The 14,223-nt window shown below is 74.6% G+C and carries 17 protein-coding genes and 1 pseudogene; 2 read left to right on the forward strand and 16 right to left on the reverse strand.

The genetic code is table 11. The features are described 5' to 3' along the window. Positions 1-19 precede the first annotated feature (19 nt). Positions 20-2,242 (forward strand): AAA family ATPase, encoded by a 2,223-nt coding sequence (locus ABZW14_RS25560; protein WP_355351062.1) that lies wholly within the window; start codon positions 20-22, stop codon positions 2,240-2,242. A gap of 2 nt (positions 2,243-2,244) precedes the next feature. On the opposite strand, the gene ABZW14_RS25565 is transcribed toward ABZW14_RS25560, so the two are convergent. The 16 genes and pseudogenes from ABZW14_RS25565 to ABZW14_RS25640 all read right to left on the reverse strand — a co-directional run bounded on the left by ABZW14_RS25565 (position 2,245) and on the right by ABZW14_RS25640 (position 12,945). Then, a complete protein-coding gene (locus tag ABZW14_RS25565; protein ID WP_355351064.1) occupies positions 2,245-2,598 on the reverse strand; it encodes a gas vesicle protein K in 354 nt (117 codons plus the stop codon). After that, the gene (locus tag ABZW14_RS25570) at positions 2,595-2,816 is read right to left on the reverse strand and encodes a gas vesicle protein (protein WP_355351066.1); all 222 of its coding nucleotides are present in this window, start codon (positions 2,814-2,816) and stop codon (positions 2,595-2,597) included. Before ABZW14_RS25570 ends, ABZW14_RS25565 begins: the two co-directional genes overlap by 4 nt. Beyond that, positions 2,807-3,610, reverse strand: a complete 804-nt coding sequence (locus ABZW14_RS25575) for a GvpL/GvpF family gas vesicle protein (protein ID WP_355351068.1) — start codon at positions 3,608-3,610, stop codon at positions 2,807-2,809. Before ABZW14_RS25575 ends, ABZW14_RS25570 begins: the two co-directional genes overlap by 10 nt. Further along, entirely contained in the window at positions 3,594-3,971 is a 378-nt protein-coding gene (locus ABZW14_RS25580) for a gas vesicle protein (RefSeq protein ID WP_355351070.1), read from the reverse strand. The genes ABZW14_RS25575 and ABZW14_RS25580 overlap by 17 nt, the downstream gene beginning before the upstream one ends. A 1-nt stretch (position 3,972) precedes the next feature. Further along, positions 3,973-4,320 carry a gas vesicle protein gene (locus ABZW14_RS25585; protein WP_355351072.1) on the reverse strand — a complete coding sequence of 116 codons (348 nt, stop codon included), beginning with the start codon at positions 4,318-4,320 and terminating at the stop codon, positions 3,973-3,975. After that, positions 4,317-4,664, reverse strand: coding sequence for a gas vesicle protein GvpG (locus ABZW14_RS25590; protein ID WP_355351074.1), 348 nt, complete (start codon positions 4,662-4,664; stop codon positions 4,317-4,319). The genes ABZW14_RS25585 and ABZW14_RS25590 overlap by 4 nt, the downstream gene beginning before the upstream one ends. A gap of 4 nt (positions 4,665-4,668) precedes the next feature. After that, positions 4,669-5,424: a GvpL/GvpF family gas vesicle protein gene (locus tag ABZW14_RS25595; protein ID WP_355351076.1), complete on the reverse strand. Its 756-nt coding sequence runs from the start codon at positions 5,422-5,424 to the stop codon at positions 4,669-4,671. Positions 5,425-5,638: 214 nt separating this feature from the next. Continuing rightward, positions 5,639-5,860, reverse strand: a pseudogene (gene gvpJ, locus ABZW14_RS25600) (gas vesicle protein GvpJ); the annotation flags it as partial. Next, positions 5,857-7,080: an SRPBCC family protein gene (locus ABZW14_RS25605; RefSeq protein WP_355351078.1), complete on the reverse strand. Its 1,224-nt coding sequence runs from the start codon at positions 7,078-7,080 to the stop codon at positions 5,857-5,859. The gene ABZW14_RS25605 and the pseudogene gvpJ, both read right to left, overlap by 4 nt. 2 nt (positions 7,081-7,082) lie before the next feature. Then, positions 7,083-7,535 carry a hypothetical protein gene (locus ABZW14_RS25610; RefSeq protein ID WP_355351080.1) on the reverse strand — a complete coding sequence of 151 codons (453 nt, stop codon included), beginning with the start codon at positions 7,533-7,535 and terminating at the stop codon, positions 7,083-7,085. Between the two features lie 292 nt (positions 7,536-7,827). Further along, positions 7,828-8,337 carry a GNAT family N-acetyltransferase gene (locus tag ABZW14_RS25615; RefSeq protein WP_355351082.1) on the reverse strand — a complete coding sequence of 170 codons (510 nt, stop codon included), beginning with the start codon at positions 8,335-8,337 and terminating at the stop codon, positions 7,828-7,830. Positions 8,338-8,489: 152 nt separating this feature from the next. Continuing rightward, positions 8,490-9,389: a hypothetical protein gene (locus ABZW14_RS25620; protein WP_355351084.1), complete on the reverse strand. Its 900-nt coding sequence runs from the start codon at positions 9,387-9,389 to the stop codon at positions 8,490-8,492. Positions 9,390-9,477: 88 nt separating this feature from the next. Then, positions 9,478-9,888 carry a DUF3263 domain-containing protein gene (locus tag ABZW14_RS25625; RefSeq protein ID WP_355351086.1) on the reverse strand — a complete coding sequence of 137 codons (411 nt, stop codon included), beginning with the start codon at positions 9,886-9,888 and terminating at the stop codon, positions 9,478-9,480. Between the two features lie 108 nt (positions 9,889-9,996). Beyond that, positions 9,997-11,013 carry an ABC transporter permease subunit gene (locus ABZW14_RS25630; RefSeq protein WP_355351088.1) on the reverse strand — a complete coding sequence of 339 codons (1,017 nt, stop codon included), beginning with the start codon at positions 11,011-11,013 and terminating at the stop codon, positions 9,997-9,999. Then, entirely contained in the window at positions 11,010-12,017 is a 1,008-nt protein-coding gene (locus tag ABZW14_RS25635) for an ATP-binding cassette domain-containing protein (RefSeq protein ID WP_355351090.1), read from the reverse strand. Before ABZW14_RS25635 ends, ABZW14_RS25630 begins: the two co-directional genes overlap by 4 nt. 142 nt (positions 12,018-12,159) lie before the next feature. Next, a complete protein-coding gene (locus ABZW14_RS25640; protein ID WP_355351092.1) occupies positions 12,160-12,945 on the reverse strand; it encodes a DeoR/GlpR family DNA-binding transcription regulator in 786 nt (261 codons plus the stop codon). 199 nt (positions 12,946-13,144) lie between these two features. On the opposite strand from ABZW14_RS25640, the gene ABZW14_RS25645 reads away from it, so the two are divergent. Continuing rightward, a complete protein-coding gene (locus ABZW14_RS25645) occupies positions 13,145-14,074 on the forward strand; it encodes a sugar isomerase (RefSeq protein WP_355351094.1) in 930 nt (309 codons plus the stop codon). Positions 14,075-14,223: the final 149 nt, after the last annotated feature.

Consider the following 14,223-nt stretch of genomic DNA (forward strand, 5'->3'; position numbering starts at 1 on the left):
GGCGGCTACTGTCGGGCGGGTGGCGGAACCCGACCTGACTCTCACCGCGAGCCTGCGGCCGGCGGCGCTCGACGCCCGGCGCGGCGTCGTCCGCCTGCACCCCGAGGTGCTGACGGCGCTGGCGCTGCGCCCCGGCGACCCGGTGCGGCTGGCCGGCCGCCGGGTGACCGCCGGCATCGCCGCCCCGGCCGAGCCGACCGCGAGCAGCGCCCTGCTCTACGCCGACGACCTGCTCCTGGGCAACCTGGGCCTGCGCGACGGCGGGCAGGTCACCGTGAGCCCGCTGCCGGCGACACCGGCGCACCGGCTCACCCTGGCCGGGCCGGTCGGCGTCGTCGCCGCGGTCTCCCCCGAGATGCTCCGGCTCGCCCTGCTCGGCAAGGTGGTCACCGCCGGGGACGACGTCTCCCTCCTGCCCCAGGACGTGCTCCCCGACGCGGCGCTGCGCGGCCTGGTCGAGGCCGCCCGGCGCAGCCTGGCCACCACCGTGGGCTACGCCTGGACCAGCACCCTGCTCACCGTGGTGGCGGCCGAGCCGGCGACCGGCGCGCTGGTCACCATGGACACCGTGGTCGGCTGGGAGCACGGCCCGGCCACCCGTGGCTCCGGACCGGCCGGCGATGCGGGCCCGGCGGCACCGGCCGCGCCCGCGCCGGCCGACGGCCTGCTCGGCCCGGAGGACGCCCCCGACGTGGACGAGCTGCCGGGGCTGCGGGCGCAGGCCGAGGAGCTGACCGAGCTGCTCGACCTGGGCTTCCACCACCGCGAGGTGCTGGGCCGGCTCGGCACGACCGTCTCGCTCGGCGTGCTCGTCGGGGGCCCGGCCGGCTCGGGCAAGTCGGCGCTCGTCCGCGCGGTCGCCGCCCGGGTCCGCGCGCAGGTCCGCCCGCTGTGGGGGCCGGAACTGGCCGCGCTCAGCAACGACGCCGCCGCCCGCCGGCTGCGCGAGGCCGCCGCGGCGGTCCGCGCCAACGGGCCCGCCGTGCTGCTGGTCACGGACGTCGAGGCGGTCGCCCCGGCCGACGAGCCCGGCCCGCTGGCCACGGTGTTCCGGCAGGTGGTCGCCGAGACGGTCGGCGCCGGGGCGGCGGTGGTGTGCACGACCGGGCGTCCCGAGGCGGTGGATCCCGCGCTGCGCGCCCCGGACCTGCTCTCGCTGCGGATCACCGTGCCGCTGCCCGACGCGGCGCTGCGCCGGGAGCAGCTCACCGTGCTCACCCGGCAGGTGCCGCTGGCCGACGACGTGCGGCTGGACGAGGTGGCCGCCCGTACGCCGGGGTTCGTCGCCGCCGACCTGGCCGCGCTGGTCAGGGAGGCCGGGGTGCGGGCGGCGCTGCGGCAGAAGACGGCGGAGAACCCGACCGTGGCGATGGCCGACTTCGCCGCCGCCCTGGAGGTGGTCCGGCCGACCACGATGGCCGCGTCCACCCTGGAGCTGGCCTCGGTGACCCTGGATGACGTCGGCGGCCTGCACGAGGTCAAGCAGACGTTGACCGAGTCGGTGCTGTGGCCGCTGACCTACCCGGACACCTTCGCGCGGCTGGGCGTGACGCCGCCGCGCGGGGTGCTGCTCTACGGACCGCCCGGCTGCGGCAAGACCTACCTGGTCACCGCGCTGGCCGGCTCGGGCCGGGCCAACGTGCTGTCGGTGAAGGGCGCCGAGCTGCTCTCCAAGTGGGTCGGTGAGAGCGAACGCGCGGTCCGCGAGCTGTTCCGCCGGGCCCGGGAGGCGGCGCCCACCCTCGTGTTCCTCGACGAGGTGGACGCCCTCGCCCCGGTCCGCGGCCAGGCCACCGACGGGGGCACCACCGACCGGGTGGTCGCCGCCCTGCTCACCGAGCTGGACGGGGTGGAGGCGCTGCGCAACGTGGTGGTGGTCGGCGCGACGAACCGGCCGGAGCTGGTCGACCCGGCGCTGCTCCGCCCCGGCCGGCTGGAACGCCCGGTGTACGTGCCACCGCCGGACGGCCCGGCCCGCGCCGAGATCCTCCGTGCGGCCGCCCGCCACGTCCCGCTCGCGCCCGACGTGGACCTGGCCGCGCTCGGCGCGGAGCTGGACGGCTTCTCCGCGGCCGACTGCGCCGCGCTGATCCGCGAGGCGGCCCTCGCCGCGATGCGCGAGTCGCTGGCCGCCAGCACGGTCACCGCCGCGCACGTCGAGGCGGCCCGTACGCGGGTCCGCCCCTCGCTGGACCCGGTCCAGCTCGCCCGGCTGGAGGCCTACGCCGCCACCCGCCCGTGAGCTCAGTCGGTGGGCAGCAGCGGGCCGAGCGGCCCGAGGTCGAGGTTGAGGTCCTCGGGGGCGAGGCCGAAGTACTCGCGGAGCTGGGTCATCTGCTCCTCCAGGGCCATCAGAGTGGCGCCGACCCGTTCCACCTGCTCCTCGGTCAGGTCGCCGAGGTCGACCCGGCGCAGCGCCTGCCGTTCCATGAGCTGCCGGAGCAGCTCGATCACGGTGAGCACGAGGCTCGCCAGCCCCCGCTCGACCGAGTCCTGGTCGACGGCGAGCCGGCGGTCCAGCGGCCGGACCCGGGGCGCCGTCCACCCCGGCTCGCCCAGCGCCGCCGCCAGCTCGGCCGCCTCGTCCCGGCCGGTCACGGCGCGGCCTCCGGCTCGGGCGGGGCGAGCGCGCCGACCGAGGCGATCAGCGCGCGTAGCGAGATGCGCACCAGGTCGATGTCCGCGATGGCCAGGGTGAGGTCCCCGGTGATCACCACGCCGGTGGCGAGCACCCGGTCGAGCAGGTCGACCAGGGCCACCGGCCGGTAGGTCAGCGGGTCGTCGGCGCTGTTCGGCGCCAGCGTGGTCACGCCCATGTCGGCTCCGCCTCCGGTTCGGCGACGAAGGAGTACGGCGGCCACGGGCCGGTCAGCTCCAGCCGCAGCTCCGGGTGCCCCTCCGCCAACTCCCGGGCCAGGCCGGCGAAGCCGTCCCAGCGGTCGCGGTCGACCAGATAGGCCCCGTTCAGCACCATGGCGGTGGGCGCGCCGGACAGCCGCCGGTCCTGCGGGGCGTGCCGGCGGGCGGCGACGGCGTACCCGGCGAGGGCGGCGTGCACGGCCGCGGCCCCGTCGGCCGCGACCCGCTGCCCCTCCTCCCGGGCGGTGAGCTGGGCCTTGCGCCGCCGCAGGTACGCCGCGCCGGCCCCGCCCCCACCACCGGCGGGTTCCTCGACCCGCGGGGTGGCGCCGGGCACCACGTACCCCTTGATGCCCCACTCCGCGCGGCCGGCGAGCCGGGCCAGCGTGCCGGCCAGCTCGTCGTGCCGCTCGACCAGCACCCGGGCCACCCGGTCGTCGTCGCGGTGGACGGTGGCGAGCCGGGCCGGCACCACCGCGCCTGACCGGGACAGCGCGTCCACCACGGCGTGGTGCGCCCGGGCGGCGCGCTCCAGCCAGGCCAGGTCCTCCAGGTTGCGGCGCAGCGCGGCCTCGCCGTACTCGCTGAGCGGGGCGTCGCTGACCACAGCGACCAGGCCGGCGGCGGCCACGGCCCGGACCGGCGTGCCGGCGATGCCCGGGAGCCCGGCCGGCGTGGCCGTTCCGGTGACCACCCCGTGCAGCCAGACCGCGGTCCCGGTGTCCCGGATGGGATCAGAGGTCGTGGTCATGCCAGCCCTCCCTCGTGTCCCGCTCGGCCCGGGCGGCCACCCGCGGCCGGCGGGACGCCTCGACCTCCTCGGGGTCGCGCGGGCCCGGCTCGACCGGCGGGCGGGCCCGGGAGCTGAGCCACGGGTCGTGCTCCCACCAGTCGATGCCGATCTGCCGCGCGGTGTCCACCGAGGCGATGACCAGCCGCAGCTTCAGCGTCAGCAGCTCGATGTCGAGCAGGCTGACCCGGATGTCGCCCGCGATCACGATGCCGCGGTCGAGCACCCGTTCCAGGATGTCGCCGAGGTTCGCCGGCTCGTGGCCGGCCGGCAGCACCTGACCGGAGTTCTGCACGACCGACGGCGCCCGCCCAATGGTCATCTCAGTCCCCCTTGCCGCGCTGGTAGCGGCGCGTCCGCCGGTAGCCGAGGAGGCTGCCGGTCATGTCCAGCTCGACCTCGTACAGGCCGAGCAGGTCGGTCGACGCCGGGATGCGGTGGTCCTCGACCACCTCCACCCCGATGCGCCAGCCGTCGTCGGTGGGCTGGATCGAGGTGACCCCGAGCGGATCCTTGCCGGTGAGCGCGACGACCTGCCGCAGCCCTTCCCGGGCCGCCTCGCCCGCGCTGACCGCCTCCTCGTCGTCCTCGTCGAGATACCGCTCCTCGGCCCGACCACCGCGGTCGCGCCACCGCTCCCGGTCGCCGTCACCCCGGATCCGTGCCGTCATGGTCCTCCCCCTCGTCCGCGCCGCGCCGCACCGCGACGGCCGCCGGCCGTACCCCGCCGGGCGGGCGCCGGCCGTCGGGGCCCGGCCTCCCGCTGCGGCGGGGTACGGTCCGCCCCGGCGGCCGGCCCGGTGAGCCGCTCCAGCACCTGCTGCTGCCCCCGGTCCCGCTCCTCCGGCGTGATGTCCCCCGCCGCCGCGGCCCGGTCCAGCTCCTCCAGCTCGCGCCGGATGTTGACCGGGTTGTACTGCTGCGACTCCGCCTCGCGCGCCACCACCTTGACCAGCGCGGTGAGTCCCCGCACCGGCGCGTACGGCAGGGTCAGCAGCGTCCACAGGATGTCCACGCGGTCACTCCACCAGCCGGTGCGCGCTGACGAAGTCGTACGGGGCGAGCGGACCGATCAGCCGCATCCGGATCAGGTCCCGCCGCCGCTCGGCGAAGTCCTCCACGGCCTGGACGAACTCGTCCTCGTCGTCCCCGTCCACCAGGAACGAGACGCGCACCGCGTCCAGCTCGTGGCTGGGTGGGAGGGCGGTGTCCGCCACCACGTGCCCGCCGACCGCGTCGATCAGGTCGCGGTTCTCCGCCTCCCGGCGCAGCTCCACCGCCTGGCTGATCATCTCGCCGAGCCGGATGCGCTGCTCCCGGCTCTCCATCTCCGGCCGGCCGCGCACCTCGTCGGCGAGGGCGGCGGCGGAGGCGTTCTCCGCCAGGAGCCCGCTGATGAACTCCTGCTCGTCGAAGCGCCCGTGCACGGTGTACTGGAGCCGGTCCTCGACCTCGTCGAGGGCGGCGGCGAACCGGTCGTGGTGCGCGGCGAGCAGATCCTCCACCGCGTCCTCGCCGGTCACCACCGTGCCGAACCGGACCGGCAGCACCGGCGCGACCACGGCCGTCCCGTCGAGCAGCCGCTCGTACGCGGTCAGGTCGGCCGGCCGGCCCAGCGGCTCCTCCAGCCCGACCTCGCTGACCAGCGCGGCCAGCTCGCCGTGCCGGATCGCAATGACCTCGCCGGGCGGGGAGCCGACCCCCTCGGCCTCGGGGGTCGGCTCCACGTCGGACGGCACGATGCCGTAGATGAACAGTCCCTTCTCCTTGGCCATCTCAGAGCTCCCTGTCCCGCCGTCGGCGCGGCCGCTCCCGCTCCCGCTCCCGCTCCGAACCGCGGTCCCGGATCGAGTCGGCCACCGCGCCGCTGATCTCCTGGGCCGCCTTGCCGAGCCCGGAGACCGCCTTGCCCTTGGTGGCCGCGCCGGCCGCGTCACCGACGAGGTCCGGCAGGCCCTTCTGGTCCTTCGGCACGATGCTCAGCCGGTCGACCGCCTCGGCGAACCGCAGGTACGTATCGACACTGGCGATAACAATCCGTGCGTTGATCTCCAGGAGCTGGATACCGACCACGGCGACCGACACCTGGGCGTCGATCACCACGCCCTTGTCCAGCACGGTCTCCACAACGTCGGCGAGGGTGCCTCCACCGCCGCCGCTGGTGCGTTCCAGGGCGCTGCCCGGCTGTCCCGTCGTGGTGGCCACGGTCATTCCTCACGCTCCTCCCGCCGGCGGCGCACCACCGGCCGTCGTGGTGTCTCGGGAGCCCGCCGGACCGGGCGCGGGCGCTCGGGGCGTGCCTCCCGCTCCTCGCGCGGCTGGGGGCGGCGCGCCCGCTCGGGGGCGCGGCGGCGCGGCGGCTCCTCCTCCTCGGGCTCCTCGGCGTACTCGTCGTCGTCGAAGTCGTCGCCCTCGTCGTAGTCCGCGTACTCCTCCTCGGGAGCGGGACGGCGACGCTGCGGCGGCCTGCGGCGGCCGCGCGGTGCGGGCCGGCGCTCCTCCTCCGGCTCCTCCTCGGGCTCCTCTTCGGGTTCCTCTTCGGGCTCCTCGGCGCGGCCCCGGGCCTGCCGCTCCTCGCGGCCCTCCCGCTCCTCGCGGGCCTCCTGCTCCTCGCGGAGCGCGGTCTCGTGGTCCTTGACCACCTGGGAGTCCTCGATCTCACCGCGCCAGCCCTCGACCGAGTCGGGGTCGAGCACGGTCTGCGTCATCATGTGCCGGACGAAGTGCTTCAGCTCCAGCCGGACCCGGCGGCCCTGGGCGCGCCACAGGTTGCCGGTGTGCTCGAAGAGGCCCTGCGGGTGGTACTCCAGCACGACCAGGATCCTGGTCAGCTCGGGAGCGACCTCGTGGAAGCTGACCGTGCCGTCGACGGAACCCTTCTCGCCCTTGGACCGCCAGTGGATGAGCCGGTCCGGGATCTGCCGGACGATCGTGGACTCCCAGGTCCGGTGCGACCAGAAGACCTGCGCCTTCCAGGTCATCTTCCCGTCCGAGTCCCAGTCGGCCTGCTCAACCTTCTTCATGAAGCTCGGGAAGTCACCGAACTGGGTCCACTGGTTGTACGCGACCCGGACCGGCACACCGACCTCGATCGTCTCGACGATGTTGGTGACCTTGAGCTTCTTGCCGCCGCCCTTGCCTCCCTTGCCGCCGCCGAACGCCGACATCAACTTCTCCTTACCGCCGGCCAGGCCGGCATGGAACATGGCCTTGACCGGGGAACTGCCCTCGGCGAGCTTCTGCGCGCCGGTGGCGGCGGCGACCAGGCCGGGGCCACCGCCCTGCTTGGCGTAGTCGCTCAGTCGCCCGGTGGCGCCGGTGATCCGCTCGGTGACCACGTGCATGGCCCGCTCACCGATGGCCGAGGCCAGGTTGCGCAGCTCGCCGCCGAGCTGCTCCCGTGCCTTGTCCGTGAGGTTGCTGGTCGCCATGGTCACCGCCCCCGCTGCCGTCGCGCGACGACCGGGCGCCCGCCCCGGTCCGTCTCGTCCTCCGCGGTGGGCTGCTCGTCCAGCTCCTCCTCGTCGTCGGCGGCCGAGCGCTGGTCCTCCGCCGGCTCCTCGTCCGGCCGGCCGCCGCCGGACTTCCGGCGCAGCGCGTCGGCGCTGCCGCGCAGCTTGCCGCTGATGGCGTCGATGCCGCTGCCCGCCGCCGCGGTCGCCGCGGCCTTGCCGGCCGTGGCCAGCGGGGCGCCCAGCTTGCCGAGGCCGCCGAGCTGGGGGACGTTCAGCAGGTCCGTGCCGAGCTGCATCAGCCCGCCCGGTCGCTGGCTGGCCCGCCCGGCCGCCACCGCGGCGGCCAGGGTGAGGGCGGTACGCATCTTCTTCCGGCGCCCGAGGAGGTAGCCGAAGCCCACCGCCAGCGCTACCCGTGCTCCGCTCTTCATCAGTTCTCCTTCGCTTCCCCGGCGGAAGCGGACACCTCATCTGGAGCAGGCCCGGAAAGACAGCTGCCGGGGATCAGCGGAAAAGGGGCCTGCGACCGACGTTCCGTATCAGCGGACCCGGCGGGCAGTACCCGTCACCCCACCGGCAAAACATTCCGGCGGAGCCAGGGAGACGCGGTTAACTACGGAATTGGATAACCGGGAGAGAGACGGGACGAAGAGCACAAAGCGGGCAGACGGACCGCGCAGGCCAGGGAGAACTCAAAACAGTTTACTCAGGGCAATTAGCAATTCAGTGCGTCGGCAGAGCGGAATCGAGACACATTCTCGCGCGCAGCTTTCCGTCTTCCTCGCGCAATTCCGCACCACATTTACGAAGGACCGAAACGGCGCCCTGGTTGTCCGGTGTCGTCTCGGCCACGACGGTGTGCATGCCGGCCGCGGCGGCGGCGTGCAGCAGCTCCCGCAGGGCCGCGGCGCCCAGCCCCTGGCCGCGCGCCGAGCGGCCGAGCCACATCCCGGTCTCCACGGTCCCCGGCTCGTCGCACCGGGTCATCCGGACCATGCCGACCACCTCGCCGCCGGCGACGATCGCGTACATGCGGGTGCGGGTCGGGCCGTCCAGCCCGCCGAAGCTCGCCCGGTGGAACTCACGGAAAGCCTCCCGGCGGGCCAGCGACCAGCCCGCCGGTGCCTGCACCGGGGGCATGACATCCTCTGGCTCCGCCTCGGCAGCCGCTACGGAGAGCAACGGCTCCAGGTTGCCTTCGTCCACCGGCTCCAGTCGTACGGCACCCCTCACGAGGCGCAGTCTGCCGGTCGTACCGGCCCAAGTCCACCCCTTTGGGCCCGGACTGCCGGTCCGGCCGAGGGGGTCGACCGGTCGTACCCCCGGGGTGTTCCGACCTCACGCTCCGTTGTCAGCCGACCGGTCCGTTCTGGCGGTGAGGGTGCTCACTCGGGCGGGGCGAACTCGCAGAGCACCACCGAGGCGTCGTCGGTGCGCTTGCGCCGGCGCAACCGGTCCGGATGGTCCCGCTCGGCCGCCCGGACGCGGTCGATCAGCCCTCCCGGGCCCTCGGCCGTCGCCACATCGAGCAGGCCGGCCCAGTCGAAGAGGCCGAACTGATCGACCGCGCAGGAGGCGCCGTCGCTCAGCAGCGCGGCCCGTCGCACCGCCCCCGGCCCGCGCAGCGGCAGCGTTCCGGTCACCGCGTGGTACGCCGCGTCCGGGTCGGTGGCGGCCGCCCAGTAGCCGTGCGTCCGGTTCATCCGGGTCCGCTGCAGGGTGACCGCATGGCGGAACCGGGTGGCCGGGTCGCCCCCGTCCGGGAGCGCGGCCGCGGTCCGACGCAGGTCCGCCAGTGCCGCGTCCAGCCGGTCGTCGGAGACCGCACCGATCCGGTCGCCGGTGTCGAGCACCAGCGGGCTGTCGCAGAGCACCAGGTAGTCCACCTGGTCGCCGCCCTCCCGGAGGAGGCAGACGGTGGAGGACGGGGTGCCCGGGTGGTCCAGGTCGCAGTCGCCGCCGTGGTCCGCCCGCACCGCCAGGATCGCCGCCGCCAGGCTGCTCATCAGCGTGGCCGCCGGGCGGGCCGCGACGGCCAGGCCGATCCGGGCGGCCAGGTGCCGCACGTACCACGCCGGGCCGTGCACGCAGCCGGTGTCGAAGCCCTCCGGCACGGTGGCCCCGTCGAGGACACCGACCAGCGGGCCGAACCGGAAGACCACGTCCTCGTTCTCCAGCCGGCCGGGGGCCGGATCGGAGGCGGAGCGTACCCGCATCATCGGCGCCGTCCCGACCGGCCGGGCCGCCCGGCTGCCGATCGGGTACCGGCGGTCTGGTGCCCCCATCCGTCTGCTCCCTCCGTCGCCGTCCGCCGCCTACCCGGAGCGCCGGAGCCCATGCCGGGGCGGGCGGACCCGAGGGTGGCGCGGCCGGTCAGCGCCGCCGGTTCCGGGCCCGGGACGAGCGCAGCCGGCGCAGCCGGCCGACCAGCACCGGCTCCGCGGCCAGCGCGGCCGGCTGGTCGAGCAGCGCGTTGAGCAGCTGGTAGTAGCGGGTCGCCGAGAGCCCGAAGGTGTCCCGGATGGCCTGTTCCTTGGCGCCCGCGTGCTTCCACCACTGCTGCTCGAAGGCGAGGATCCGTCGCTCCCGCTCGGTCAGCCCGTCGGTCTCCCCGGGCTCCGCCGGAGCTGCCGTCGCCGGCCCGTCGTCCGGCGGCGCGGCCTCGACCGCGGGGGCGGAGCGGGGTGGCGGGACGGTGACGCCGGCCTCCCGGCGCGCGACGTCGGCGGTCCCGGACGACTCGGGCCGGTCGGTGGCGGCCCGCTCCGTGGCGTCGGCGGGCAATGGCGCTCCTCAGCAGGACGGGGAGGGCCGGCGCGAACGACGCCGGCCGGGGGACCCCAGCCTAACCAGGGTCCGCCCGGCCCGCATCGGACGCGGGGTGCGCGCCGGTCAGGTGATGTCCCGCCGGCGCATCGACCAGAACGCGCCGATCAGCACGGCGGCGGCACCCACCCCGAACACCAGCGCCGACTGCTGCCAGGTCACCACCAGCTTGGCGGGTTCGCACGCGCCCTTGGCGAACTGGCAGGTGTCGTAGTCGAAGAGTTCCACCTGCTTCATGAACCACGACTGGGCGTACGTGGACAGGACGTAGCGGTCGCCGAACGGCACGGAGAGCACGGCCACCGCGATCCGGATGCCGATCTCGCTGATCGCGAAGACCGCCACGGCCGCGCCGAGCGCCATCGCGGTGTGCCGTCCCAGCGAGGCGAGCGCGAAGGCGACCCCGCCGACGAGCAGGATGAGCCCGACCGCCCGCAGCCCGTCGAGGCCGATGGACTGCCACACGCCGGCGGTCACCTTGGCGGTGGTCCCCCGGTAGCGGCCGATGAGCCAGAAGGCGAGCGTCCAGAAGGCGCCGAGCACCAGGCTCACCCCGAGCACCGTGGTGAGCAGCGCGGCCAGCTTGGTGCCCAGCACGGCGAGCCGTTTCGGCCGCCAGAGCAGCAGGTTCATCATTCCGCCGGTGCTCCACTCGGCACCCACGTACGAGGCGCCCACGATGAACGCGAAGAGCGCCACCGCCCCGGCGAAGACCGCGATGAACATGGGGAACTCGGCCCGGAAGTCGAACTGGTAGGGCAGGTTCCACTTCGGGTCGAACATCTCCGGCTGCGGCTGCCAGTCCCGGCCGCAGTTCGGGCCGTACCGTTCCTCGGTGTCCTGGTCGCCGCGGGCCTTGGCGGCGTCGCAGTCGGCGACCGTCTTCTTCCAGTCCGACAAGGCCCGCTGGTACTGGGCCTCGGACTCGACCTGGGCGGCCGCGACCGTCTCCTTGGAGAGCTGGTGGCTGGAGAAGCTGAACGCGGTGGCCACCGTGGCCAGGCCGAGCAGGAGCAGGACCAGCAGCAGCCGGGTGACCCGGCGCTTGCTGAGCCGGCGCAGTTCGGTGACGTACAGGCTCATGCGCCCCAACCTCCCGTGGTGGCGCCGCTGCCCGGCTCACCGACCTTCGTGGACTGGTCGACCTGCCGGTGTTGGCCGGGGACCGGCGCGGTGGCGGTCAGTTCGAGGAAGACGCTCTCCAGGTCGACCGCGACCGGGGTCAGCTCGCTGACGTAGAGGCCCTGCTCGGCGAGGACGCGGCTGACCGAGGCCGGCTTGTCGACGCCGGACAGCATCAGGTGGTCGGGCTCGGCGGCGACCCGGATCCCGGCCCGGGTCAGCGTCTCGGCCGCCTGCGGCAGGTCGGTGACCGCCTCCAGGCGGACCCGCACGGCGCCCTGCGAGTGCGCGGCGAGCACCTCGTCGACCGGCCCGAACGCGACCCGCCGGCCCAGCGAGATGATGGTGACCGAGTCGCAGATGAGCTGGATCTCGCCGAGGATGTGGCTGGACAGCACCACGGTCATCCCGGCGGAGGCGAGGTCGCGCATCAGCCCGCGCATCTCCCGGATGCCGCCCGGGTCGAGGCCGTTGGCCGGCTCGTCCAGGATCAGCAGCGTCGGGTTCTTCAGCAGCGCGGAGGCGACCGCGAGCCGCTGCTTCATGCCGAGCGAGTAGGTCTTCACCCGCTCTCCGGCCCGGTCGCGCAGCCCGACCAGCTCCAGCACCTCGTCGACCCGCTGCCGGGGCAGCTCACCGGCCTGCGCGAGCAGCCCGAGGGTGTCCCGGGCGGAGAAGTGCGGGAAGAACTGCGGGCTCTCCACGATGGCACCGACCTGGCCGGCGACCGCGGGCAGCGCCTGCGGCAGCTCCTGGCCGAGGATGGCCATCCGGCCGCCGTTGGGCCGGATCAGCCCCAGCAGCGTCCGTAGCGTGGTGGTCTTGCCCGAGCCGTTGGGGCCGAGGAAGCCGTGCACCTGGCCGGCCTCGACCCGCATGTCGAAGCCGTCGAGCGCGTGGCGGACCCCGCGTTTCCGGCTCCGGTACGTCTTGCGGAGACCCTCGATCTCCAGGACAGCCGACAAGCTGACCTCCCCCGATGAGTAGGTGTCAGCTCGACACCATACGCGGTATGCAGCCGGTGACAATACCCGGTATGCATCGGGGTTTTCCCGGATTCGGGTCAGGCGCGCCGGGACGTGGCGCCGGGGACGGAGGAAGGTGGCGTCAGGCGCAGACGACGTGCACGCCCGCGTCGCGGAACGCCTGCACCACGGCCGGCGACGCGCCGGAGTCGGTCACCAACGTCTCCACCCGGTCCACCGGGCAGATCCGGGCGAACGCGTGTCCGCCCAGCTTGGACGAGTCGGCGATGACCACGACCCGCTTGGCCCGGGCCACCATGAGGCTGTTCATGGCCGCTTCGCCCTCGTGGTGGGCGGCGGCGCCGAGCTGGGGGTCGATGGCGTCCACGCCGAGCAGCGCCACGTCCAGCGTCACCTCGCGCAGCAGCGCCCCGCCCAACGGGCCGACCAGCTCGAACGACTTCGGCCGGACCACGCCGCCGGCCACCACCACCTTCATCCGCGAGCGCACCAGCAGCTCGTTGGCGATGTTCAGGGCGTTGGTGACCACGGTGAGCTGGGCGCCCTCGGCGCTGGTGTTCAGGTCGGGGCGGACGGCGAGGGCCCGGGCCACCTCGGTGCTGGTGGTGCCGCCGTTCAGGCCGACCACGGTGCCCGGGGAGACCAGCGCGGCGGCGGCCGTGCCGATGCGCTGCTTCTCGGCCGAGTGCTTGGCCGTCTTGTAGCGCAGCGGCAGGTCGTAGGAGACGCCGTTGGCAACCGCGCCGCCCCGGGTCCGCGTGATCATCTGCTGCTGGGCGAGCTGGTCGAAGTCACGCCGGATGGTGGCCTGGGAGACGTCCAGGCGCTCGGCCGCCTCCTCGACGCTGACCCGGCCGCTGTCGGTCAGCATCTCGAGCAGCGCGTTCCATCGGGCGTAGCGGTCCACCGCGGGGCCTCCACTGACTCTGCACGAACGGTGATTGATTGCGTGCACAGTAGTGCGCGAAACTGGCGAGGCGCAAAACCACGCCCTGCGCGATGTGGGAGCCGGTTGCCACGGCCACCCTGAATCGCGCAGAATGGCGCGCGAAAGGCGGCCATATCGCGCCGTATTGCGCAAGGTCTCCCCCTGGCGAGGAGTTGTCATGGCGTACGTGCACGCGGAGATCGCGAGCCAGCCCGACTGCTGGCGGGAGGCTGCGCGGCTCGCCCCGAGCGTCGCCGACCGCCTGCCGCGACCCGGCGAGCGGGTCGCCGTCGTCGGCTGCGGCACGTCGTGGTTCATGGCGGCGGCGTACGCCGGTCTGCGCGAGCGCGCCGGCCAGGGCGAGACCGACGCCTTCCAGGCCAGCGAGTTCCCCACCGGCCGCCGCTACGACCGGGTCATCGCGATCACCCGCTCCGGCACCACCACCGAGGTGCTGGACCTGCTCGCCGCGCTGCGCGGGCAGCTGCCCACCACGGCCCTGGTCGGCGATCCGGCCTCCCCGGCCGTCGAACTGGCCGACGCGGCGGTGCCGCTGCCCTTCGCCGACGAGCGCTCGGTGGTGCAGACCCGCTTCGCCACCACCGCGCTCGCGCTGCTCCGCGCCCACCTCGGCGAGGACCTGGGCCGGCTCGCCGCCGACGCCGAGGTGGCCGTCCGGGCCCCGCTGCCCATCGACCCGGCCACCATCGAGCAGGTGACCTTCCTGGGCCGCGGCTGGACCGTCGGGCTGGCCCAGGAGGCCGCGCTGAAGTGCCGCGAGGCGGCCACCTTCTGGGCCGAGGCGTACCCGGCCATGGACTACCGGCACGGCCCGATCTCGATCGCCGCCCCCGGCCGGCTGGTCTGGGCGTTCGGCGGGATCCCGGAGGGGCTGCCGGAGGACGTGGCCGCGACCGGCGCCGCCTTCGTGCACAGCCGAACGCACGGCTGCCACACGGTGCTCACGAGCTGGGCGGCCGGGCGCAACCCGGTGGACCCGATGGCCGACCTGATCCTCGCCCAGCGCTTCGCCGTCGCGCTGGCCACCAGCCGCGGCCTCGACCCCGACGCGCCCCGGCACCTGACCCGCTCCGTGGTGCTTGCGTGAGCGCGAGGAGTGAGCCGGGGTTGCGAGCCCCGCAGTCGCGAACACAGGAGACACCGTGAGCGCGAGGAGTGAGCCGGGGTTGCGAGCCCCGCAGTCGCGAACACAGGAGACACCGTGAGCGCGAGGAGTGAGCCGGGGTTGCGAGCCCC

Source organism: Micromonospora sp. NPDC004551, from assembly GCF_040609975.1.
In the GTDB taxonomy this organism is placed as follows: Bacteria; Actinomycetota; Actinomycetes; order Mycobacteriales; family Micromonosporaceae; genus Micromonospora.